General features: G+C 64.5%; 18 protein-coding genes. 6 read left to right on the plus strand and 12 right to left on the minus strand.

What is annotated here, in order from left to right:
- The 7 genes from XI03_RS08545 to zapE all read right to left on the minus strand — a co-directional run.
- Positions 1–332: biotin/lipoyl-containing protein (locus XI03_RS08545; RefSeq protein ID WP_333935622.1), on the minus strand; the 332-nt coding region annotated here is incomplete at its 3' end.
- A gap of 150 nt (positions 333–482) precedes the next feature.
- Positions 483–3,452, minus strand: coding sequence for a 2-oxoglutarate dehydrogenase E1 component (locus XI03_RS08550; RefSeq protein WP_028139217.1), 2,970 nt, complete (start codon positions 3,450–3,452; stop codon positions 483–485).
- A 137-nt stretch (positions 3,453–3,589) separates the two neighbouring features.
- Positions 3,590–4,474, minus strand: a complete 885-nt coding sequence (gene sucD / locus XI03_RS08555; RefSeq protein WP_028139218.1) for a succinate--CoA ligase subunit alpha — start codon at positions 4,472–4,474, stop codon at positions 3,590–3,592.
- 36 nt (positions 4,475–4,510) lie between these two features.
- A complete protein-coding gene (locus XI03_RS08560; protein ID WP_038949871.1) occupies positions 4,511–4,990 on the minus strand; it encodes a DUF1579 family protein in 480 nt (159 codons plus the stop codon).
- A gap of 4 nt (positions 4,991–4,994) precedes the next feature.
- On the minus strand, positions 4,995–6,191 hold the full coding sequence (gene sucC / locus XI03_RS08565; RefSeq protein WP_038949870.1) for an ADP-forming succinate--CoA ligase subunit beta: 1,197 nt from the start codon (positions 6,189–6,191) through the stop codon (positions 4,995–4,997).
- Between the two features lie 206 nt (positions 6,192–6,397).
- Positions 6,398–7,366, minus strand: a complete 969-nt coding sequence (gene mdh / locus XI03_RS08570) for a malate dehydrogenase (protein ID WP_008145224.1) — start codon at positions 7,364–7,366, stop codon at positions 6,398–6,400.
- A 260-nt stretch (positions 7,367–7,626) separates the two neighbouring features.
- On the minus strand, positions 7,627–8,811 hold the full coding sequence (gene zapE, locus XI03_RS08575) for a cell division protein ZapE (protein ID WP_271591875.1): 1,185 nt from the start codon (positions 8,809–8,811) through the stop codon (positions 7,627–7,629).
- 183 nt (positions 8,812–8,994) lie between these two features.
- On the opposite strand from zapE, the gene XI03_RS08580 reads away from it, so the two are divergent.
- Both XI03_RS08580 and XI03_RS08585 read left to right on the plus strand, forming a co-directional pair.
- A complete protein-coding gene (locus XI03_RS08580) occupies positions 8,995–9,249 on the plus strand; it encodes a type II toxin-antitoxin system VapB family antitoxin (RefSeq protein WP_028139222.1) in 255 nt (84 codons plus the stop codon).
- Entirely contained in the window at positions 9,249–9,653 is a 405-nt protein-coding gene (locus XI03_RS08585; protein WP_028139223.1) for a type II toxin-antitoxin system VapC family toxin, read from the plus strand. Before XI03_RS08580 ends, XI03_RS08585 begins: the two co-directional genes overlap by 1 nt.
- A gap of 532 nt (positions 9,654–10,185) precedes the next feature.
- Here the strand turns inward: XI03_RS08585 and thpR are convergent.
- Positions 10,186–10,722, minus strand: coding sequence for an RNA 2',3'-cyclic phosphodiesterase (gene thpR, locus XI03_RS08590; RefSeq protein ID WP_028139224.1), 537 nt, complete (start codon positions 10,720–10,722; stop codon positions 10,186–10,188).
- A gap of 174 nt (positions 10,723–10,896) precedes the next feature.
- On the minus strand, positions 10,897–11,541 hold the full coding sequence (locus XI03_RS08595; protein WP_271591899.1) for an arylesterase: 645 nt from the start codon (positions 11,539–11,541) through the stop codon (positions 10,897–10,899).
- 55 nt (positions 11,542–11,596) lie between these two features.
- Here XI03_RS08595 and XI03_RS08600 point away from each other — a divergent pair, with 55 nt between their 5' ends.
- The 4 genes from XI03_RS08600 (at position 11,597) to XI03_RS08615 (ending at position 16,706) form a co-directional block, all read left to right on the plus strand.
- A complete protein-coding gene (locus XI03_RS08600) occupies positions 11,597–12,319 on the plus strand; it encodes an ABC transporter ATP-binding protein (protein WP_028139226.1) in 723 nt (240 codons plus the stop codon).
- Positions 12,316–14,886, plus strand: coding sequence for an ABC transporter permease (locus XI03_RS08605; protein ID WP_028139227.1), 2,571 nt, complete (start codon positions 12,316–12,318; stop codon positions 14,884–14,886). The genes XI03_RS08600 and XI03_RS08605 overlap by 4 nt, the downstream gene beginning before the upstream one ends.
- Positions 14,887–15,167: 281 nt before the next feature.
- Positions 15,168–15,959 carry a Bax inhibitor-1/YccA family protein gene (locus XI03_RS08610; RefSeq protein WP_028139228.1) on the plus strand — a complete coding sequence of 264 codons (792 nt, stop codon included), beginning with the start codon at positions 15,168–15,170 and terminating at the stop codon, positions 15,957–15,959.
- Between the two features lie 216 nt (positions 15,960–16,175).
- Entirely contained in the window at positions 16,176–16,706 is a 531-nt protein-coding gene (locus XI03_RS08615) for a GNAT family N-acetyltransferase (protein WP_028139229.1), read from the plus strand.
- Positions 16,707–16,817: 111 nt separating this feature from the next.
- Here XI03_RS08615 and XI03_RS08620 read toward each other — a convergent pair whose 3' ends face one another.
- The 3 genes from XI03_RS08620 to acnA all read right to left on the minus strand — a co-directional run bounded on the left by XI03_RS08620 (position 16,818) and on the right by acnA (position 21,530).
- Positions 16,818–17,186 carry a DUF2794 domain-containing protein gene (locus tag XI03_RS08620; protein ID WP_028139230.1) on the minus strand — a complete coding sequence of 123 codons (369 nt, stop codon included), beginning with the start codon at positions 17,184–17,186 and terminating at the stop codon, positions 16,818–16,820.
- Between the two features lie 613 nt (positions 17,187–17,799).
- Positions 17,800–18,576: a DUF1223 domain-containing protein gene (locus XI03_RS08625; RefSeq protein WP_028139231.1), complete on the minus strand. Its 777-nt coding sequence runs from the start codon at positions 18,574–18,576 to the stop codon at positions 17,800–17,802.
- A 233-nt stretch (positions 18,577–18,809) separates the two neighbouring features.
- On the minus strand, positions 18,810–21,530 hold the full coding sequence (acnA, locus tag XI03_RS08630; protein WP_028139232.1) for an aconitate hydratase AcnA: 2,721 nt from the start codon (positions 21,528–21,530) through the stop codon (positions 18,810–18,812).
- Positions 21,531–21,602 lie beyond the last annotated feature (72 nt).

Below are 21,602 nucleotides of genomic sequence, written 5' to 3' on the forward strand. Positions count from 1 at the left end.
GCCTTCGCGGCCGGGGCCGGGGCGGAAGCAGCAGCGGCGGCAGGAGCGGCAGCGGCGGGCTTGGCGGGAGCAGCGGCCGGCTTGGCAGCGCCTGCGGCGCCTTCCGTGATCTGGCCGAGCAGCGCGCCGACCGCGACGGTGGCGCCATCGGCGGCGATGATCTCGCTCAGCGTGCCGGCGGAGGGCGCCGGGACCTCGATGGTGACCTTGTCGGTCTCGAGCTCCACCAAGGGCTCGTCGACGGCGACGGGGTCGCCGGCCTTCTTGAACCAGCGGCCGATGGTGGCCTCGGTGACGGATTCGCCGAGCGTCGGCACACGAATTTCAGTCATGGTCTTTTCCTTAAGGGATCGCCGGTGCGGTCATAAGTCGGTCGTCAATGGCCCGCGAAAAGCAAGCCATCCAGCGAGCCGGGACGTTCGCAGTCGCGACCTACTGGATGCCCCGCTCTTCCGAGCGGGGCATGACGCAGTTAAGAAAGTTCAGCTCAGTGCTTCGTCCAGGAACGCCTTCAACTGCGCCTGATGCTTGGACATCAGACCAGTGGCGGTCGCGGCGGAAGCGGCGCGGCCGACATAACGCGGACGCCGGCTCACGCCGTTCACCTGGTTCAGCACCCATTCCAAATAGGGCTCGATGAAGTGCCAGGCACCCATGTTGCGGGGCTCTTCCTGGCACCACACCACTTCGGCCTTCTTGAAGCGCGACAGCTCGGCCACCAGCGCCTTCAGCGGCACCGGATAGAGCTGCTCGACGCGCATCAGATAGATGTCGTCGATGCCGCGCTTCTCGCGCTCCTCGTAGAGGTCGTAATAGACCTTGCCGGAGCACAGCACGATGCGGCGGACCTTCTCGTCCGGAACGAGCTTGACGGCTTCGTTCGGCAGCATCTGGGCGTCATCATAGAGGATGCGGTGGAAGGTCGTGTCCTTCGCAAGCTCCTCGATGCGCGACACTGCCCGCTTGTGACGCAGCAGCGACTTCGGCGTCATCACGATCAGCGGCTTGCGGATCTCGCGATGAAGCTGGCGCCGCAGCACGTGGAAGTAGTTCGCCGGCGTGGTCGGGTAGACCACCTGCATGTTGTCTTCGGCGCACATCTGCAGGTAGCGCTCGAGGCGCGCCGAGGAGTGCTCCGGTCCCTGCCCCTCATAGCCGTGCGGCAGGAGGCAGACGAGGCCGGACATGCGCAGCCATTTGCGCTCGCCCGAGGAGATGAACTGGTCGAACACGACCTGCGCGCCGTTGGCGAAGTCGCCGAACTGGGCTTCCCAGAGCGTCAGCGTGTTCGGCTCGGCGAGCGAGTAGCCGTATTCGAAGCCGAGCACGGCTTCCTCCGACAGCAGCGAGTTGATGACCTCGTAATGGCCCTGCTCGTTGCCGAGATGGTTGAACGGCGTGTAGCGGCTCTCGTCCTCCTGGTCGATCAGGACCGAGTGGCGCTGCGAGAAGGTGCCGCGCTCGGAATCCTGTCCGGACAGGCGGACGTGGTGGTTTTCCTGCAGCAGCGTGCAGAACGCCAGCGCCTCGCCGGTCGCCCAGTCGATGCCCGCGTTGCCGTCGATCGCCTTGGCGCGGTTTTCCAGGAAGCGCTGGATGGTGCGGTGGACGCGGAAGCCGTCCGGCACCTTGGTGATCTTGCGGCCGATGTCCTTCAGAACAGGCAAATCGACGCCGGTGACGCCGCGGCGGGCGTCCTCTTCCTGGTCGGCGATCTTGAAGCCCGCCCACTTGCCGTCGAGCCAGTCGGCCTTGTTCGGCTTGTAGGAGGTGCCGGCCTCGAACTCGGCATCAAGCCGGGCGCGCCAGTCGGCCTTGGCCTTGTCGACCTCGCCCTGGGTCATCACGCCTTCGCCGATCAGGCGGCGAGCGTAGAGCTCGAGCGTCGAGGGATGCGCGGCGATGCGCTTGTACATCACCGGCTGGGTGAAGGCCGGCTCGTCGCCCTCGTTGTGGCCATGCCTGCGGTAGCAGAACATGTCGATGACGACGGGCTTGTGGAACTTCTGCCGGAACTCGGTCGCGACCTTGGCCGCAAACACGACGGCTTCCGGATCGTCGCCGTTCACGTGGAAGATCGGCGCGTCGATCATCTTCGCCACATCCGACGGATAGGGCGAGGAGCGCGAGTAACGCGGATAGGTGGTGAAGCCGATCTGGTTGTTGACGATGAAGTGCACGGAGCCGCCGGTGCGGTAGCCCTTCAGGTCGGACAGACCGAAGCACTCGGCGACGACGCCCTGGCCGGCGAACGCGGCGTCGCCGTGCATCAGCAGCGGCATGACGGAGATGCGCATGTCCGGCGGATCGCCGTGCTGGTCCTGCTTCGCACGCACCTTGCCGAGCACGACGGGATCGACGATCTCGAGATGCGAGGGATTGGCGGTCAGCGACAGATGGATGCGGTTGCCGTCGAACTCGCGGTCCGAGGATGCGCCGAGGTGATATTTGACGTCGCCCGAGCCTTCGACCGCGTCGGGGTTGGCCGAGCCGCCCTTGAACTCGTGGAACAGGGCGCGGTGCGCCTTGCCCATCACCTGCGTCAGCACGTTGAGGCGGCCGCGATGCGGCATGCCCAGCACGATCTCCTTCACGCCGAGATTGCCACCGCGCTTGATGATCTGCTCGAGCGCCGGGATCAGCGATTCAGCGCCGTCGAGACCGAAGCGCTTGGTGCCGGTGAACTTGGTGTCGCAGAACTTTTCAAAACCTTCGGCTTCCACCAGCTTGGTCAGGATGGCTCTGCGGCCTTCGCGGGTGAACGAGATCTCCTTGTCCGGACCCTCGATGCGCTCCTGGATCCAGGCCTTCTGCGCGGCGTTGCTGATGTGCATGAATTCGACGCCGAGCGTCTGGCAATACGTGCGCTCGCAGATCGCGGTGATCTCGCGCAGCGTGCCGTATTCGAGACCGAGCACGTGATCGAGGAAGATCTTGCGGTCGAAATCGGCTTCGCTGAAGCCGTAGGTGCGCGGATCGAGCTCTTCGCGGTTGCGCGGGGCTTCGATGCCGAGCGGATCGAGCTTGGCGTGGAAGTGACCGCGCATGCGGTAGGAGCGGATCAGCATCAGGGCGCGGACGGAATCGCGCGTCGCCTGGAGCAGGTCGGCGGAGGAGAGGCCGGCGCCCTTGTCGCCTCCCTTTGCCTGCGCCTTGGCGGCGATCTTGGCACCGACCGCCTTCTCGACTTCGGCCCAGTTGCCGTCGAGGGCGGAGGTGAGATCGTCCTGCGGGGTCAGCGGCCAGTTGGCGCGCTCCCAGGATGGGCCCGCGGCGTTCTTCCGGACGTCGGCGGGCTGGTCGTTCAGGCTCTTGAAGAACTCCTGCCACTCGGCGTCGACCGAGGACGGGTCCTTCTCGTAGCGGGCGTAGATTTCGTCGATGTAGGTGGCGTTGGTGCCCTGCAAAAAGGAGGACAAGGCAAAGGCTGCGTTCGCGTCCTGGCGAGACATACTTGAGTTCCTGGCGATTTCGGTTCGCGCATAACAAACGGCGCTGGCACCGAGCTCCCCGGCAGAGGCTCGGCGCGACAGGCACCCTTTACCCTATTTGCTGCGAAACTTCGCCCGGAAAAGTACGAAGAAGTGAATTAGCCTTTCAACTTTTCGGCAAGCGTATGGCCGAGGCGGGCGGGCGACGGAGACACTGTAATCCCAGCCGATTTCATCGCTTCGGTCTTGGAACCGGCGTCGCCCTTGCCGCCCGAGATGATCGCACCGGCATGGCCCATGCGGCGGCCGGGAGGGGCGGTGACACCGGCGATGAAGCCGACCATTGGCTTCTTGCGGCCGCGCTTGGCCTCGTCCTTGAGGAACTGGGCGGCGTCCTCCTCGGCGGAACCGCCGATCTCGCCGATCATGATGATCGACTCGGTCTTGGGGTCGGCGAGCAGCATTTCCAGGACGTCGATGAACTCGGTTCCCTTGACCGGGTCGCCGCCGATGCCGACCGCAGTGGTCTGGCCGAGACCCTCCTGGGAGGTCTGGAACACGGCTTCATAGGTCAGCGTGCCCGAGCGGGAGACGATGCCGACCGAGCCGGTCTTGAAGATGTTGGCGGGCATGATGCCGATCTTGCACTCGCCGGCGGTCATGACGCCCGGGCAGTTCGGCCCGATCAGGCGCGACTTGGAAGCCGCGAGCGAGCGCTTCACGCGCACCATGTCGATGACAGGAATGCCCTCGGTGATGCAGACGATCAGCGGGATCTCGGCGTCGATGGCTTCGCAGATCGCGTCGGCCGCACCCGGCGGCGGCACGTAGATCACCGATGCATCGGCGCCGGTCTTCTCACGCGCATCGCGCACGGTGTCGAACACCGGCAGGCCCAGATGCGTCGCGCCGCCTTTGCCCGGCGAGGTGCCGCCGACCATCTTGGTGCCATAGGCAATCGCGGCTTCCGAGTGGAAGGTGCCGTTCTTGCCGGTGAAGCCCTGGCAGATGACCTTGGTGTTCTTGTCGATCAGGATGGACATGAGGTCTGCTTTCGCGAAACTAACAGAGTGAGAGGGTCAGTGGATGCGGCGGTAGACGCCGGTGAGCACGTCGGCCCAGCCTTCCGCGTCCGGCGAGAACTGGATCTTCAACGAGTAGGAATCCTCATTGATGATTTCGTAGACGTGGCGCGCATTGCCGCGGAGCGAGCCGCGCACCAGCGTCAGGGTCTTGCCGACCCACCCGCCGGAAGCGGGCGAAGGCGGCGTATAGCCGAGCGAGTCGTACCAGAACAATTTGTAGGTCCGGTCGTCGCGGTCGTAGGTGAAAATGCCGTGGGTGGCGAAGATCTGCTGGCCGTCGCGCTTCTGGACACTGTCCTGGATCAGATAAAATCCATTCAGGTCCATGCGCGCGACGACGTGCGAAGTTGCCGGCCCGCCCGCCGTCCAGCGCGACGGGAAGACCACCTCTTCGCCATCCCATTCGCCGGCGAACGCGGCGAGGCGCGCGTGCTCGGGAAGCGGAGATGATGCGGCGAGATGGTCCTGGGCCATGGCCTTAGCCTCCCTTGACGGCCTTCACGATCTTCTGCGCGGCGTCGTCGAGATTGTCGGCCGGCACCACGTTCAGGCCGGATTCCCGGATGATCTTCTTGCCGAGCTCGACATTGGTGCCTTCAAGGCGGACCACCAGCGGCACGCTGAGGCCGACTTCACGAACCGCAGCCGTAACGCCCTCGGCGATCACGTCGCACTTCATGATGCCGCCGAAGATGTTGACCAGGATGCCCTTCACGTTGGGATCGGCGGTGATGATCTTGAACGCGGCCGCGACCTTCTCCTTGCTGGCGCTGCCGCCGACGTCGAGGAAGTTGGCCGGCGCCATGCCGTAGAGCTTGATGATGTCCATCGTCGCCATGGCGAGACCGGCGCCGTTCACCATGCAGCCGATGTTGCCGTCGAGGGTGACGTAGTTGAGGTCGTACTTGGACGCCTCGATTTCCTTGGCGTCTTCCTCGGTCTCGTCGCGCAGCGCGAGCACTTCGGGGTGACGGAACAGCGCGTTGTCGTCGAACGACACCTTGGCGTCGAGCACGCGGAGCTGGCCCTGCTTGGTCACCACCAGCGGGTTGATCTCCAGCATCGACATGTCCTTGGCGACGAAGGCCGCGTAGAGCTGCGCGGTGAGCTTCTCGGCCTGCTTGGCGAGATCACCGGAGAGCTTCAGCGCGTTCGCAACTGTGCGGCCGTGATGGCCCATGATGCCGGTGGCGGGATCGACCGAGAAGGTCACGATCTTCTCGGGGCTGTTGTGCGCGACGTCCTCGATGTTGACGCCGCCTTCGGTCGAGACGACGAAGGAGACGCGCGAGGTCTCGCGGTCGACCAGGATCGAGAGGTAGAATTCCTTGTCGATGTCGGAGCCGTCCTCGATGTAGAGGCGGTTGACCTGCTTGCCGGCGGGGCCGGTCTGGATCGTCACCAGCGTGGCGCCGAGCATCTGCTTGGCGAACTCGGTGACCTCTGCGGCCGACTTGGCGATGCGGACGCCGCCCTTGTCGCCGGCGGAGGCTTCCTTGAACTTGCCCTTGCCGCGGCCGCCGGCGTGGATCTGGCTCTTCACCACATAGACCGGACCCGGCAGCGCCTTCGCGGCAGCTTCGGCGTCGGCGGCTTTAAGGACCGGCACGCCCTTGGAGATCGGCACGCCGAACTCACCCAGCAGCGCTTTGGCCTGATATTCATGGATATTCATATGGTCGCTCCCTGAACCCGCGGGCGGTGACCTCTAGGGCCCACCTCAGTCTTGTGGCTGGCATACCATATACCACAGGAACTGCAACCGGGATTCTTTGACATCGATCTCTGGACTGCCGACCCGGGGCCTGTCCCGACAACCGGGCCCCGGAAATGAAACCGCCGAAGACCGGTTTTCGGGCTTCGGCGGGAAGTACTTGACCCTTAGCGGCCGAGAAGATCGGGGGCGATCTTCTTGCAGGCGTCGACCAGACCCTGCACCGCGCCGACCGACTTGTCGAAGGCCTCGCGGTCCTTGCCGGCGAGTTCGATCTCGACGACGCGCTCGACGCCCTTGGAGCCGATCACGACGGGCACGCCGACATACATGTCCTTCACGCCGTATTCGCCGTTCAGGTACGCGGCCGAGGGCAACACGCGCTTCTTGTCCCGCAGATAGCTCTCGGCCATCGCAATCGCCGAGGCGGCCGGCGCGTAGAAGGCCGAGCCGGTCTTGAGCAGATTGACGATCTCGGCGCCGCCGTTGCGGGTGCGGTCGACGATCTCGTCGAGGCGCGCCTGCGAGGTCCAGCCCATCTTGACGAGGTCCGGCAGCGGAATGCCGGCGACGGTGGAATACTTCACCAGCGGCACCATGGTGTCGCCATGGCCGCCGAGCACGAACGCGGTGACGTCCTCGACCGAGACGTTGAACTCGTCGGCCAGGAAGTAGCGGAAGCGCGCCGAATCCAGCACGCCGGCCATGCCGACGACTTTCTTGTGCGGCAGGCCGCTAGCCTTCTGCAGCGCCCAGACCATCGCGTCGAGCGGATTGGTGATGCAGATGACGAAGGCGTCGGGGGCGTACTTCTTGATGCCGGCGCCGACCTGCTCCATGACCTTGAGGTTGATGGAGAGAAGATCGTCGCGGCTCATGCCGGGCTTGCGCGGCACGCCGGCGGTGACGATGCAGACCTTGGCGTTGTCGAGCGCTTCATAGGAGTTCGCGCCGGTGTAGTGGGCATCGAAGCCGTCGACGGGCGAGGACTGCGCGATGTCGAGCGCCTTGCCCTGCGGCACGCCTTCGGCGATGTCGAACATCACCACGTCGCCCAGCTCTTTCAGGCCGATGAGATGAGCCAGCGTTCCGCCGATCTGACCGGAGCCAATCAAAGCAATCTTGTCGCGCGCCATGTGAGCCTGTCCTTTAGACACGTAAGGTGGGGAAAACTGAGAGGGTGGTTATCCCTTTCGCCTCCCCCGTTCAAGTCGCCGGATGCCCAATTGTCGGGCTTGGCGCGATAGCAGCCATAACGGTCCGTCATTCCGGGATGCGCCGACAGGCGCAGGCCCGGAATCCATCGGGCAGCAGAGCTTTGTGGCGCGATGGATTCCGGGCTCGCGACCTTCGTCGCGCCCCGGAATGACAGCGGTACCTTCGACAGGAATAGGACTTAAGTCTCCACCAGCCCCTTGGTGGAGCCGCTTGCGGTGGAATCCTTGCGGCCGTGAGCCAGCGCCAGATAGGATTCCGAGCTCATCTCGATCAGGCGCGACGCCGTCCGCTTGAACTCCATGGCCTCAACGCCCTCGTGGGCCAGGTAGAGCGAGATCGGGTTGGCGTCGGCCGAGGCCATCAGCTTCACGGCATTGTCATAGAGCGCGTCGATCAGCGTGATGAAGCGCTTGGCGGCGTTGCGCTGGGACTGGTCCATCACTGGAATATGGTCGACCAGGATGGTGTGATAGTCGTGCGCCAGCCTGAGGTAGTCCGATGCCCCCAGCGGCTTCTCGCAGAGATCGGCAAACGAGAACCGCGCCACGCCGTGGGCCGAGCATGGCACGTGCAGGATGCGGCCCTTGATCGAAATGGCGCGCGAGCGGCATTTGGCGCCGCCCGACATCCGCGACCAGGCGCGGTCGAGCGCCGCGTCCGCATCAGCGTCCGCTGGCGTCAGCCACATCGGCACGCCCTGAAGTTTTTCCAACCGGAAATCGGTGCGCGCATCGAGCCGCGCGACGTCCATGTGGTCGGTGATCTGCTTGATGAAGGGCAGGAACAGCGAGCGGTTCAGACCGCCCTTGTAGAGATCGTCAGGTGCGACGTTGGAGGTCGCGACCACGACGGTGCCGAGCTCGAACAACTTCGCGAACAGGCGTCCGAGGATCATCGCATCCGCGATGTCGGTGACGTGGAATTCGTCGAAGCAGAGCAGCCAGCTCTCCTCGAAGATCGCGTTCGCGGTCAGCGCGATGACGTCGCCGTCGGCGATCTCGCCGCGCGCGATGCTCTGGCGATAGTCGTAGATGCGCTCATGCACGTCCGCCATGAATTCGTGGAAATGCGCCCGCCGCTTGTGCTCGACCGAGGCATGCTGGAAGAACAGATCCATCAGCATGGTCTTGCCGCGGCCGACCTCGCCATGGATGTAGAGCCCGCGCGGCGCCTCATCCTTGTCACTGCTGAACAGGCGGGCAAGCAGGCCCTGCTTGCGCTGCGGTTTGTAGTCCGCGAGCCGCTGGTCCAGTGCGGCATAGGCTTCGGCGACTTCGGCTTGCGCAGCATCGGGCTCGATCGCGCCGGACGCGATCTGGGCCTGATAGGCTTCGCTGAAGGGGGAACTGGGGGTCGAGAGCATGGCCCTTTACCGCCAGAGACCGACGGAAATTGCAACCGCGTATTGGCGCAACGGCTTATGCGCGACCTCTTTCGCGGAAACCGGCCGGATGCCCCGGTGGGACGACAGCCGAGCGGGCCGTCAGAATCCAGCTTGCGGCGCCTTGAGGTAGAATATACCTATCTAGGAACCAAGGAGCCGAGCATGGCGCTGAGCATCAAGGACCCCGAAACCGAGCAATTGGCCCGGAGTCTGGCACAATTGACGGGGGAGAACATCACGACTGCGACCAAGCGCGCGATCGAGGAGCGATTGCGCCGGCTCAACGCTCAAACACACAAGGACGCGCTGCTTGAAGACCTTGCCGAGATCAGACGGCGCTGGAGCGAGATGCGCGTCCTGGACGACCGCAAGCCTGAAGAAATCCTCGGATACGACGATCATGGATTGCCCCGCTGATGGTGATCGACACATCCGCGATCGTGGCAATCGCGCTCGACGAAGACGATGCCGCGGATATGGAGCGACTGATCGTGGACGATCCGATCCGCCTGATTTCCGCGGCGACGGTGCTTGAAGCGACGATGGTGATCGAGACGCGGCTGGGCGATGCGGGCGGGCGCGAGTTCGATCTCTGGCTCGTCAAGATCGGCGCTGAGATCGTCGCGGTCGATGCCGTGCAAGCCGACGCGGCCCGGCGCGCCTGGCGGCGTTTCGGAAAAGGGCGTCACGCCGCGTCGCTCAATTACGGTGACTGCTTTTCTTATGCGCTGGCCATGACCCGTGGCGAACCACTGCTGTTCAAAGGCGAGGACTTTGCGAAGACCGACATCAACCGGTCGAGCGTGACGCCGCTGCGATAACGCGCCGAGGTGCGGCCCCACTCACACAGTTCGTAGACGTCCTCGGCAAGAGCGGCCGGAAGAGACCCGCAGGGGCTTCATCCCGTATTTTTGTTGCGCGCCGAAAGCTCGGCCGTCGCCAGCCTCCGACGCAGCAGACGGCCATGCTCGACAACCAAACCCAATACCCGGCCCCATAGGCCCGGATGGGATTGAGGTTGCCAGCTTCGTTCATCATGACTTCCCGTTGAAGCAGGAACGATGCCGCGATGACGAGTGCAGCCAGGCCTGCACCGAAGAATCTCGCGTCAGAGATCCTGTCCGCGACTGCGAGACCAAACCATGCCGAAAAAAGGACGGGGTTGGCGAGCCAGGTCCAATTCGTGACGGACGCTAACAGGCCGAACGGCCCGGCGATCAAGATGTCGTATCCGCGCTGGCATGCAGGCGCGCAAAAAGCATCGAGGGAAAGGCACCAGAGGTACAGAGCAATACTGAGGCCCAGCGAGCCGTATCGCCAAAATTGATCGACCCGCACCGTTCGATTTTCCGCCTACTCACACAACTCGTAGGCATCCTCGACCACGTACGGGCCGCCGCCGGTCGATGCGCGCGAGGAGAACAGAACAAAACGCTCGGCCATGAACGCCTTGCTCGGGAAGTAGCCGCGCAGCGAGAGATAGTCGGCGACGTCGCGATCGCTGGCATCGTGCAGACGGGCCAGCGTCACATGCGGGATGTATTTGCGTCCCTCGGGGTTGAGACCGATCCGCTGCATCATCCGTTCGAGCTCGGCCTGCAATTCCATCAGCGGCTTGCTCGGCGCGATCGTCGCAACGACTGCGCGCGGCTTGCGGCCGCCGAAGCTCATGAGCCCCTGCACTTTCACCTCGAACGGCTTGCGGTCGACGCGAAACAGCATCGATGCGATCTCGTTGGCGGACAGGCCGTCGATATCGCCGATGAAGCGCAGGGTGACGTGATAATTTTCGGGATCGATCCAGCGGGCGCCGGGAAGGCCACCCCGCAAATTGGAAAGCGTCTGGCTGACTTCGGCCGGGATTTCCAGACCAGTGAACAAACGCGGCATCGTTTCGCACTCCCGATGCTTGGGCATGATCCGTGGGACAGACCATATCCAAATTTTAGAGCCGGTGACGAATCACCGGTACCCTGATTCCTATCGCAGTTGTGTGACTCTGCGAAGCATCGCGCGCCTCACCCCGGTAAAACCCTGGGTATGAGGGTTGGCGCTGCCCGCTTTTCAACGGCGTTGCTCAGTGATCGTGCCAAGGAATGCCTCCGCGGTGGGCATGATGTTGCCGACGATGATGTCGACGCCGGCCGCAGTCGGATGGATGCCGTCGGCCTGGTTGAGCTTGGCGTCGGCCGCAACGCCCTCGAGAAAGAACGGATAGAGCGGCACGTCGAATTTCTTCGCCAGATCGGGATAAATCGAATTGAAGCGAGCGGCATAATCGGCGCCGTAATTCGGCGGCGCCAGCATGCCGCACAGCATCACCGCGATCTTGCGCGCCTTCAGCCGCTGGACGATGTCGGTCAGTGCGGCCCGCGTCAAATCGGGATCGACGCCGCGCAGGGCGTCGTTGGCGCCGAGCTCGACGATGACGCCGTCGGTTCCCTCGGGGACCGACCAGTCGAGCCGGTCGCGGCCGCCCGAGGAGGTGTCGCCGGACACGCCGGCGTTGGTCATGTCGACGGCTATACCTTTGTCATGCAAGGATTTTTTGAGCTTGGCCGGGAACGAATCCTGGGCCGGGAGGCCAAGGCCCGCACTCAAGGAATCGCCGAGGACCACGAGCTTGATCGGTTTGGCCGCCGGCTGAGCCTGCAACGACGGCGTTGTCGCGATCGTCATCAAACCGAGCATCAACACGGCTATGTGCATGAACAATCCGTAACGCCTCTCGACCGCGCCATCGGAGTTGCCATATGACCGGACCATGGACACTCGCATAGATTCCTCTTCGCTCGCCGCCGCCTCGGCGGACACCATCGCCATCTCTAACGTCAATCTCTCATTGGGTACGGGCGCGGCACGCGTTCACATCCTCAAGGATATCAGCTTGCGGGTCGCCTCGGGCGAGACGATCGGCCTGATCGGCCCGTCAGGCTCGGGCAAATCCACGCTGCTGATGGTGATGGCGGGGCTGGAGCGTCCTGATAGTGGAGAGGTGGTGGTATCGGGCACGCCTTTCAATGCCCTCGACGAGGACGCGCTGGCCCGCTTCCGCGGCCGCCAGGTCGGCATCGTCTTCCAGTCCTTTCATCTGATCCCGACCATGACGGCGCTGGAGAACGTCGCTGTGCCGCTGGAGCTCGCCGGCAATCCCGATGCAGCAACGCGCGCGGCGCAGGAGCTGCAATCGGTCGGGCTCGGCGACCGCCTGCATCACTATCCGACCCAGCTCTCCGGCGGCGAGCAGCAGCGCGTCGCGCTCGCCCGCGCGCTGGCACCGGATCCCGCCATCCTGGTCGCGGACGAGCCGACCGGCAATCTGGATGAGGCAACGGGAAAACAGATCGTGGACCTCCTGTTCAGCAAGCATGCCGAGCGCGGCATGACCCTGGTGCTGGTCACGCACGATTCCTCGCTCGCGCATCGCTGCGACCGCGTGATCCGCCTGCGTTCGGGCCGCATCGACACGCAGTCTGCGCCGGCATGAGCGCCTCGGCCGAACCGTTCGCGAAGCCAAACGCCGTCGCACTGTCGCTGCGTTACGCGCTGCGCGAATTGCGCGGCGGCCTGCGCGGTTTCTATGTCTTCATCGCCTGCATCGCGCTCGGCGTGATGGCGATCGCCGGCGTCGGCTCGGTGTCGGCGAGCCTCTCCGACGGCTTGGCCCGCGAGGGCCGCACGCTGCTCGGCGGCGACGTTTCCTTCGTGCTGTTCCAGCGCGAGGCGAAGCCTGAAGAGGTCGCCTTCCTGCGCTCGCGCGGCACGGTCTCGACCGCCGCGACCTTGCGCGGCATGGCGCGCGCGGCCGATGGCCAGCTCGCACTGGTCGAGATGAAGGCGATCGACGACACCTATCCGATGCTGGGCCAGCTGACGCTGGCGCCACAGCTGGCGATGTCCGACCTGCTCGCGGAGCGCGACGGCGCGTTCGGCGCCGCCGCCGATCCGACGCTGCTGGCGCGGCTCTCGCTCAAGACCGGCGACCGCGTCACCATTGGCTCCGCGAGCTTCCAGATCCGCTCGACCGTCGAAGCCGAGCCCGACAAGCTCGCCGGCGGCATCGGCTTCGGACCGCGCTTCCTGATCAGCGAGGCGGGCCTGCGCGCCACCGGCCTGATCCAGCCCGGCAGCCTGGTGCGCTGGGTCTACCGGGTGAAGTTGCCTGATACGGCGAACAACGAGCGCGCCACCGAAGCCTTCATCGCGGACGCGCGGAGCGCCGCGCCGCAGGCGGGCTGGGAGATCCGCAGCCGCTCCAACGCCTCGCCGCAGCTCGAACGCAACATCAACCGCTTCACGCAGTTCCTGACGCTGGTCGGCCTTGCCGCGCTGCTGGTCGGCGGTGTCGGCGTCGCCAATGCCGTGAAGAGCCATATCGACCGCCGGCTCGAAGTGATCGCGGCCCTCAAGGCCGTGGGCGCCACCGGGCGCGACGTGTTCGGCATCTATCTCGCGCAGGTTCTCCTGCTCGCGGGCATCGGCTCGATCATCGGCCTTGCGCTCGGCGCCGCGATGCCGTTCGCGATCGTCGGCCTGTTCGGCAAGCTGCTGCCGCTGCCGGTGGTGCCGGCCGTGCATGCCGACGAACTCGCGCTGTCCTTCGTTTATGGCCTCCTGACCGCGCTCGCCTTCGGCCTGTGGCCGCTCGGGCGCGTCCACGACGTGCCGGTGGCCGCGCTGTTCCGCGACACCATCAGCTCGGAATGGCATCGGCCGCGCGCGGGCTATCTCGTGTTCATGGCCGTCGTGATCGCGCTGCTGATCGCGGTCGTGATCGGATTGTCGTTCGACAAGCGCATCGCGGCGGTGTTCGTGGCCTCCTCGGTCGTCGTGTTCGCCCTGCTGCGCGGCATCGCCGCCCTGCTGATGGCCATCGCGAGGCGGCTGCCGAGGACGCGGCTGCCGATGCTGCGGCTGGCGATCGCCAACATCCACCGGCCGGGCGCGCTGACGCCCTCGGTGGTGCTGTCGCTGGGGCTCGGGCTCGCCGTGCTCGTCACCATCACCCAGATCGACGGCAATCTGCGCCGGCAGTTCCTGGCAGCACTGCCGGACCGCGCGCCGTCCTTCTTCTTCATCGACATCCCGAGCACGCAGGCCGAGCAGTTCGACGGTTATCTGCGCCGGATCGCGCCGGGCGCAACGGTCGAGGACGTACCGATGCTGCGCGGGCGCATCGTCGCCGCGCGCGGCGTGCGCGCCGAGGAGCTCAAGCCGACCACCGATTCGGAGTGGGTGCTGCAGAGCGACCGCGGCCTGACCTATACCGGCGAGCTGCCGAAAGGCTCCAAGGTGGTCGAGGGCGAATGGTGGAGCGCCGATTATTCCGGCCCGCCGCTGGTCTCGATGGAAAAGAAGATCGCCGACGGGCTCGGCCTCAAGCTCGGCGACGAGGTGGTGGTCAATGTGCTTGGCCGCGACATCCCGGCCAAGATCGGCAATCTGCGCACCATCGACTGGCAGGGGATGGGCATCAACTTCGTTCTGGTGTTCTCGCCGAACGCCTTCAAGGGCGCCCCCCACACCCACATCGCGACGCTGACGGAAACGGGCGGAACTGCGGCAGGCGACGGCAAGATCATCAAGCAGGTCGCCGACGCTTATCCGATGGTGACGAGCGTACGCGTGCGCGAGGTGATGGAGACGGTCGGCTCTGTCGTGACCAATCTGGCGCTGGCGATCCGCGGTGCCAGCGCCGTGACCCTGATCTCGGCGATCCTGGTGCTCGGCGGCGCGCTCGCCGCCGGCCATCGCCACCGGGTCTACGATGCGGTGATCCTGAAGACGCTGGGCGCGACGCGGCTGCGGCTGCTCGGCGCCTATGCGCTCGAATACCTCCTGATCGGGCTCGCGACCGCGGTATTCGGCGTGATCTCCGGCAGCATCGCGGCCTGGATGATCGTGACGCGGCTGATGACGCTGAGTTTCGTCTGGCAGGCCGGCAGCGCGGCCGGCGTGGTCGCGGCCGCGCTCGTCGTCACCGTCGGGCTCGGGCTCGCGGGCACGCTGCTGGCGTTGAACAAAAAGCCCGCCACGGTGTTGCGGAATTTGTGACAAAATGTAGCGGATGGCCGCACGAGAGCGAAATCGCACGATTTCTGCGATTAACCACGACTGCTCGTCAGGTTCGCGTCAGGATTGCCGCCAAGGGCGACATTCAGCCGCGCGTGGAAGGTTGCAGCGAATGTGTTAGTTTCCCACATATCGAATGGGTTCGGAGCCCCGATTGTTAGCCAAAATTTAGTCGGTTGGCGTCGGTATCCGAGATAGAGTTTGACGAACCGGCGGCATGGCGACCCTCGTGCCGGACCGGACCAACCAACGGGAATTCGACCATGTCGGACCTAGACCGTAACTACGCTTCTCCTTTCGGCAGGGCCGCCGGGCGTGTTGACGCCGCGACGGTCGATGCCGGCCTGCGCGCCTATATGCTGCGCATCTACAACTACATGAGCATCGGCCTGGCCATCACTGGCCTTGCCGCGCTCGGCGTCTACATGGCTGCCGTGACCGATGTCCCGACCGCGGACGCCGTCCGCGTCGGCAAGCTGTTCCTGACGCCGTTCGGCTACGCGATGTTCGTCAGCCCGCTGAAATGGCTGTTCATGCTGGCGCCGCTCGCCATGGTGTTCGTGATCTCGGCGGGCATCAACCGTCTGGCTCCCTCGACCGCCCAGATCCTGTTCTGGGTGTTCGCGGCGCTGATGGGTATCTCGCTGTCGTCGATCTTCCTGGTGTTCACGCACACCTCGATCGTGCGGGTGTTCTTCATCACCGCGGCCACATTCGGTGCGCTGAGCCTCTATGGCTACACCACCAAGCGTGACCTGACCGGCATGGGCTCGTTCCTGTTCATGGGCCTGATCGGCATCATCATCGCGAGCCTGGTGAACCTGTTCCTGGCGAGCTCGATGCTGCAGTTCATCGTGTCGGTGGTCGGCGTGCTGGTGTTCGCAGGCCTCACCGCCTGGGATACCCAGCGGCTGAAGAACGACTACATCTACGGCTACGCCTCGGCCGGCGGGGACATCGCAGAGCGTGCGGCCATCACCGGCGCACTGTCGCTGTACCTGAACTTCATCAACCTGTTCACGCTGCTGCTGCAGCTCCTCGGCCAGCGCGACTAAGCGATAGACCAGGACGAACGGACACGAACCCCGGCCGAAAGGCCGGGGTTTTTGTTTGAGCCTTGGCCTCTCCTCGTCATTGCGAGCCCTTGCGACGAAGCAATCCAGAGTCCCTCCGCGGATGCATTTCTGGATTGCTTCGCTGCGCTCGCAATGACGGGTGTGGCAACACAGTTGCCCCTTTCAGCAGAAGCGGGAAGGCTCTAATCTTGCCCCATGTCCGAACCTGAAATCAGGCCTGCAACCGAGGCCGACCTTCCCGCCATCACCGCCATCTACCAGCAGGCCGTCCGCGAGGGCACCGCGACGTTCGAGCTGGAGCCGCCTGACCTCGTGGAGATGACGCGCCGTTATCGCGCACTGGTCGACGGCGGCTATCCCTATTTCGTCGCCATCCTCGACGGCCGCGTGGCCGGCTATGCCTATGCCGGCGCCTACCGCCCGCGCCCGGCCTACCGCTTCACGGTCGAGAACTCGATCTATCTCGATCCCTCTTTCCACCGCCGCGGTGTCGGATCAAAGCTGCTGGAGCGGCTGGTCGCCGAATGCGAGGCGCGCGGCTTCCGCCAGATGATCGCGGTGATCGGCGATTCCGCCAATGCCGGCTCGATCGGCGTGCACACCAGGGGCGGCTTCAAGATGATCGGCACGCATCCCAATGTCGGGCTGAAATTCGGACGCTGGCTCGATACGGTGATGATGCAGCGCGACCTCGGCGAGGGCGCGAAGACGGTGCCGGGGAAGTAGGCCTCGTAGGATGGGCAAAGCGTAAGCGTGCCCACCATCTCCCAGCGATAGAGAAAGAACGTGGGCACGGCGCTGCGCGCCTTTGCCCACCCTACGGCACCGTTTGTGCGGCTATACCACCGCCAGCTTCCGATCGATCACCAGCAGCACGCGCTCCAGCTCGTGGCCGCGGCGCAGGATCAGGCCGGTCGCCGAGATCACGCTGTACATGCCCTGCTTGCGCGCCAGCCGCGGATCCTTCTCGATGCGGTAGATCGGCACTTCCGAGGCACGGCGATAGACCGAGAACACGGCGCGATCCCTCAGGAAGTCGATGGCATAATCGCGCCACTCGCCGTCGGCGACCATGCGGCCGTAGAGATTGAGAATACGGTGCAGCTCGAGCCGGTTGAACGTCACCCGGCTCAGTTGCGTCGTCGCCGCGGCGGGGCGCGCCGCCGCGCGCAGCTCGCTCGGATCGGTATCCTCCGACAGACTCATGGAGCGCTTCCTCATCGCACGGCATGACCCGAATCCGCGAAGACCGTCCCCGGAACCTGGATCATGACAGCTGCATGATTGCGCCAACCGGCCAGCGCCGCAAGGGGCTCCTGATTCAACCGGTCGAATCAGTTACGAATCGGAGCACACGCTATGGTAGAACTCCCTCGCGGCAAACCGTCACGGGATCGTTAGCAGGAATCATACTCTCGCCGCTTTTCCGCCTAGCGACTGCCGCCCTGCATTGCGAAAAGACTCACGTGCGTTGACCCGGTCCTTTCGGTTCCGGATTCCTCAGCCCCCAGCCCCCCGGGGTCGAACAGGATCGGGTCTGTACGCGCGACAAGGAGGGCCAACGCAAGTTGGTCCTTTTTTGTTTGTGTCGGGATGTTTCTGGCACGACGAAATTCTTCTCTCATCAGCGCCAACAATCTCATCCCTCATCCCGAGAGCCGCGCGTCCTTCGCGCGGCGTCTCGAAGGATCGAGGCCGAGCTGCGTGAGCGGGGCCTGCATTGTTCTCACGGCGATGCGAAGCATCGTCCGGTAGACGCGCGCAAGGGCGCGCGCCTCACCATGAGGGTGGCAGTGAGTACGACGCTAGAGAATTGAAATCAGTGCAGCGACGTGTAGGCCGCGCCCAGCATCGTGCCGGGCTTGTCGCGGCTGCCGTCCTGGACATAGACCACCGCGCCGTCGACGCCGTCGCGTGTGAGGTTCTCGATCGGCACCGTCCAGCTTTCTGAACGCCCGGTCCAGTCGCCAACCTTGAGCAGGTTGCGCACCACGTTGTGATAGGTGACCTGCTGTCCGCGATTCTCGCCGCGAGTGATCGCGATCGGGACCGACTTGGCGATCGAGCAGATCCAGACCTCGCCATGCGAGACGGCCGGCTCGTTGCTCGCCGCCACCGACACGTTGATCTGCTTGCCCGCGAGCGACATCGTCACCGGCACGCTCATCACACCCGTGCCCTTGTCAGTCTTGCCGATCGCGCTCTCGATGCCGGCACGATCGCTGCCGATGACATGGGTGGAGCCGTTGACTACGACCTGCGGCGTGTAGACCTCGCGGTCGCCGCGCATGCGCGAATAAGCACGCTGCCGTGCAGAGAAGCGCGAATCCGCCAGCGTGTCCTTCCAGCCCAGATAGTCCCAATAGTCGATCGGCATGCTCAGCGCGATGATCGACGGGTCTTTGGAGAGATCGCCGATGATCTGGTCGGCGGGCGGGCAGGAGGAGCAGCCCTGCGAGGTAAACAATTCGACGACGGCGCGGGGATCGGCCTCCGCCGGACGGATGACGGCGACGATCGCACAGATGCCGAGAGCTCCCGACCAGAGGGCACCGGACCAACGTGAAACCAGATGAGAAGCCGTCATTGTTGTCATGTCGAACGCCGCACACCATTGCTCGTGGAAAGGGAGATCTTATCGCCGGATGGTCACCGTAGTCTTACGGGGCGCGACACACGACCGTCCAGGCCAACCGTCCGAAAGGAGGTTTTCCGCCGGGCGGGCCCATCTGGAGCATGCCGCAAACGCACGAAGGCGGCCTTGTGATAGGCCGCCTTCGTTTAACCTTCTACTCACGTCGCGGTGAGCCACCGTTCACAAATTCGCGCTTAGGCCGCGAGCTTGCGCAGCACGTAGTGCAGGATACCGCCGTTCCGGTAGTAGTCGAGCTCGTCCAGCGTATCGATGCGGCAGAGCAGCGAAACGCGCTGCAGCGAACCGTCGCCGGAGACGATCTCCGCGGTCAGCTTCTGGCGCGGCTTGAGGTCGCCGACCAGGCCACGCAACGTGACCTTCTCGTCGCCCTTGAGGCCGAGCGACGACCAGGAGGTGCCCTCCTCGAAGGTGAGCGGCAGCACGCCCATGCCGACCAGGTTGGAGCGATGGATGCGCTCGAAGCTCTGGCAGATCACGGCGCGCACGCCGAGCAGGCGGGTGCCCTTGGCCGCCCAGTCGCGCGAGGAGCCATTGCCGTATTCGGCACCGGCGAACACCACCAGCGGCACCTGCTCCTGCTGGTACTTCATCGCTGCGTCGTAGATCGACATCTGCTCGCCGTCGGGCCAGTGCTTGGTGAGACCGCCCTCGGGGATGTTGCCGTCCGCGCCTTTGAGCATGAAGTTCTTGATGCGGATGTTGGCGAAGGTGCCGCGCATCATCACTTCATGGTTACCGCGACGCGTGCCGTACTGGTTGAAGTCGGCGGGACGCACCTGGTGCTCGCTGAGATATTTTCCAGCCGGAGAGGTGAGCTTGATCGAACCGGCCGGCGAGATGTGGTCGGTGGTGATCTTGTCGCCGAACATGGCGAGGATGCGCGCCTCGACGATGTCGGTGACCGGCTCCGGCTCCTTCTTCATGCCGTCGAAATAAGGCGGGTTCTGCACATAGGTCGAAGACATGTTCCAGCGATAGGTCTCGCTCTCGACGGTCTTGATCTTGCGCCAGTTGGTGTCGCCCTTGAACACGTCGGCGTACTTCTTCTTGAAGATCGACGCGGTCACGAACTTCTTCATGAAGGCGTTGATCTCCTTGGTCGTCGGCCAGATGTCCTTGAGGTACACCGGCTTGCCGTCCTTGCCCTCGCCGAGCGGCTCGACCGCGAGGTTCTTGGTGACGCTGCCCGCGAGCGCGTGGGCGACGACCAGCGGCGGCGAGGCCAGGTAGTTCGCCTGCACGTCCGGCGAGACACGGCCTTCGAAGTTGCGGTTGCCGGAGAGCACGGCCGCGGCGACGATGCCGTTGTCGTTGATCGACTTCGAGATCTCCTCAGGCAGCGGACCTGAATTGCCGATGCAGGTGGTGCAGCCGAAGCCGACCAGGTTGAAGCCGACCTTGTCGAGATCCTTCTGCAGACCGGAATCGGCCAGATAGCCGGCCACGACCTGGCTGCCCGGGGCGAGCGAGGTCTTCACCCACGGCTTGGCCTTGAGGCCCTTCGCAGCGGCGTTGCGCGCCAGGAGGCCCGCGCCGATCAGCACGCTCGGGTTCGAGGTGTTGGTGCAGGAGGTGATGGCGGCGATCACGACGTCGCCGTGGCCGATCTCGAAGTCCTTGCCTTCGACGGCGAAGCGCTTGCTGGGTTCCTCGGCCTTCTTGTACTCGGTGCCGAGCGCAAGCGAGAAGCCTTCGGCGACCGACGGCAGCGCGATGCGGCCTTCGGGACGCTTCGGACCGGCCATCGACGGCACGACGTCGGCGAGATCGAGCGTCAGCGTTTCCGTGAACACCGGATCGGCCGACTTGGCGGTGCGGAACAGCCCTTGCGCCTTGGCATAGGCCTGCACCAGCGCGACGCGCGGCGCCGCACGGCCGGAGGTCTTGAGATAGTCGATCGCGGCGGCGTCAACCGGGAAGAAGCCGCAGGTTGCGCCGTATTCGGGCGCCATGTTGGCGATGGTCGCCTTGTCGGCAACCGAGAGATTGTCGAGGCCCGGGCCGAAGAACTCGACGAACTTGCCGACCACGCCGAGCTTGCGCAGCATCTGCGTCACGGTGAGCACGAGGTCGGTCGCGGTGACGCCCTCCTTCATCGCGCCCTTCAGCTTGAAGCCGACGACGTTGGGCAGCAGCATCGACAGCGGCTGGCCGAGCATGCAGGCTTCCGCCTCGATGCCGCCGACGCCCCAGCCGAGCACGGCCAGACCGTTGACCATGGTGGTGTGGGAATCGGTGCCGACCAGCGAATCGGGATAGGCGACTTCGAAGGTGCCGGTCTTCTTGCCGACCGTCATCTTCTCCTTCTTGGTCCAGACTGTCTGGGAGAGATATTCGAGATTGACCTGGTGGCAGATGCCGGTGCCGGGCGGCACGACGGAGAAGTTCGAGAACGCCTTCTGGCCCCACTTCAGGAACTCGTAGCGCTCCTGGTTCTGCTTGTATTCCTCGGCGACGTTCTTGCCGAAAGCCTTGTTGTCACCGAAGAAGTTCACGATCACGGAATGGTCGATGACGAGATCGACCGGAACCAGCGGATTGATCTTCTCGGCATCGCCGCCGAGCTTCTGCATCGCGTTGCGCATCGCGGCGAGGTCGACCACCGCGGGCACGCCGGTGAAGTCCTGCATCAGCACGCGCGCCGGGCGGAAGGCGATCTCATGCTCCAGCGACTTCTTGCGCAGCCATTTCGAGACCGCGACGATGTCTTCTTTCTTGACCGAGCGGCCGTCCTCGTTGCGCAGGAGGTTCTCGAGCAGGACCTTCATCGAATAGGGAAGTTTGGAAATTCCCTTCAGACCATTCTTCTCGGCCGTGGGCAGGCTGTAATAGACATAGGTCTTGGCGCCGACCTTGAGGGTCTTTTTGCATTTGAAGCTGTCGAGCGAGGTCATGTAGGAATCCCAATTGTTAGTTATACCCGGCAGGGTATTTTAACACCGTTAGCGTATCAGGCTGGGCCGCTT

Source organism: Bradyrhizobium sp. CCBAU 65884, assembly GCF_028128835.1.
Taxonomy (GTDB): domain Bacteria; phylum Pseudomonadota; class Alphaproteobacteria; order Rhizobiales; family Xanthobacteraceae; genus Bradyrhizobium; species Bradyrhizobium ottawaense.

What these genes read in the sequence shown, in the direction of transcription:
- XI03_RS08560 (WP_038949871.1), bottom strand. Translation starts at nt 4,990, where the DNA reads ATGGCCCAGGACCATCTCGCCGCATCATCTCCGCTTCCCGAGCACGCG.
- sucC (WP_038949870.1), bottom strand. Translation starts at nt 6,191, where the DNA reads ATGAATATCCATGAATATCAGGCCAAAGCGCTGCTGGGTGAGTTCGGC.
- XI03_RS08620 (WP_028139230.1), bottom strand. Translation starts at nt 17,186, where the DNA reads ATGAGTCTGTCGGAGGATACCGATCCGAGCGAGCTGCGCGCGGCGGCG.
- XI03_RS08595 (WP_271591899.1), bottom strand. Translation starts at nt 11,541, where the DNA reads ATGCACATAGCCGTGTTGATGCTCGGTTTGATGACGATCGCGACAACG.
- XI03_RS08625 (WP_028139231.1), bottom strand. Translation starts at nt 18,576, where the DNA reads ATGACAACAATGACGGCTTCTCATCTGGTTTCACGTTGGTCCGGTGCC.
- mdh (WP_008145224.1), bottom strand. Translation starts at nt 7,366, where the DNA reads ATGGCGCGCGACAAGATTGCTTTGATTGGCTCCGGTCAGATCGGCGGA.
- XI03_RS08600 (WP_028139226.1), top strand. Translation starts at nt 11,597, where the DNA reads ATGGACACTCGCATAGATTCCTCTTCGCTCGCCGCCGCCTCGGCGGAC.
- zapE (WP_271591875.1), bottom strand. Translation starts at nt 8,811, where the DNA reads ATGCTCTCGACCCCCAGTTCCCCCTTCAGCGAAGCCTATCAGGCCCAG.
- thpR (WP_028139224.1), bottom strand. Translation starts at nt 10,722, where the DNA reads ATGCCGCGTTTGTTCACTGGTCTGGAAATCCCGGCCGAAGTCAGCCAG.
- XI03_RS08605 (WP_028139227.1), top strand. Translation starts at nt 12,316, where the DNA reads ATGAGCGCCTCGGCCGAACCGTTCGCGAAGCCAAACGCCGTCGCACTG.
- XI03_RS08585 (WP_028139223.1), top strand. Translation starts at nt 9,249, where the DNA reads ATGGTGATCGACACATCCGCGATCGTGGCAATCGCGCTCGACGAAGAC.
- XI03_RS08615 (WP_028139229.1), top strand. Translation starts at nt 16,176, where the DNA reads ATGTCCGAACCTGAAATCAGGCCTGCAACCGAGGCCGACCTTCCCGCC.
- XI03_RS08580 (WP_028139222.1), top strand. Translation starts at nt 8,995, where the DNA reads ATGGCGCTGAGCATCAAGGACCCCGAAACCGAGCAATTGGCCCGGAGT.
- acnA (WP_028139232.1), bottom strand. Translation starts at nt 21,530, where the DNA reads ATGACCTCGCTCGACAGCTTCAAATGCAAAAAGACCCTCAAGGTCGGC.
- sucD (WP_028139218.1), bottom strand. Translation starts at nt 4,474, where the DNA reads ATGTCCATCCTGATCGACAAGAACACCAAGGTCATCTGCCAGGGCTTC.
- XI03_RS08610 (WP_028139228.1), top strand. Translation starts at nt 15,168, where the DNA reads ATGTCGGACCTAGACCGTAACTACGCTTCTCCTTTCGGCAGGGCCGCC.
- XI03_RS08550 (WP_028139217.1), bottom strand. Translation starts at nt 3,452, where the DNA reads ATGTCTCGCCAGGACGCGAACGCAGCCTTTGCCTTGTCCTCCTTTTTG.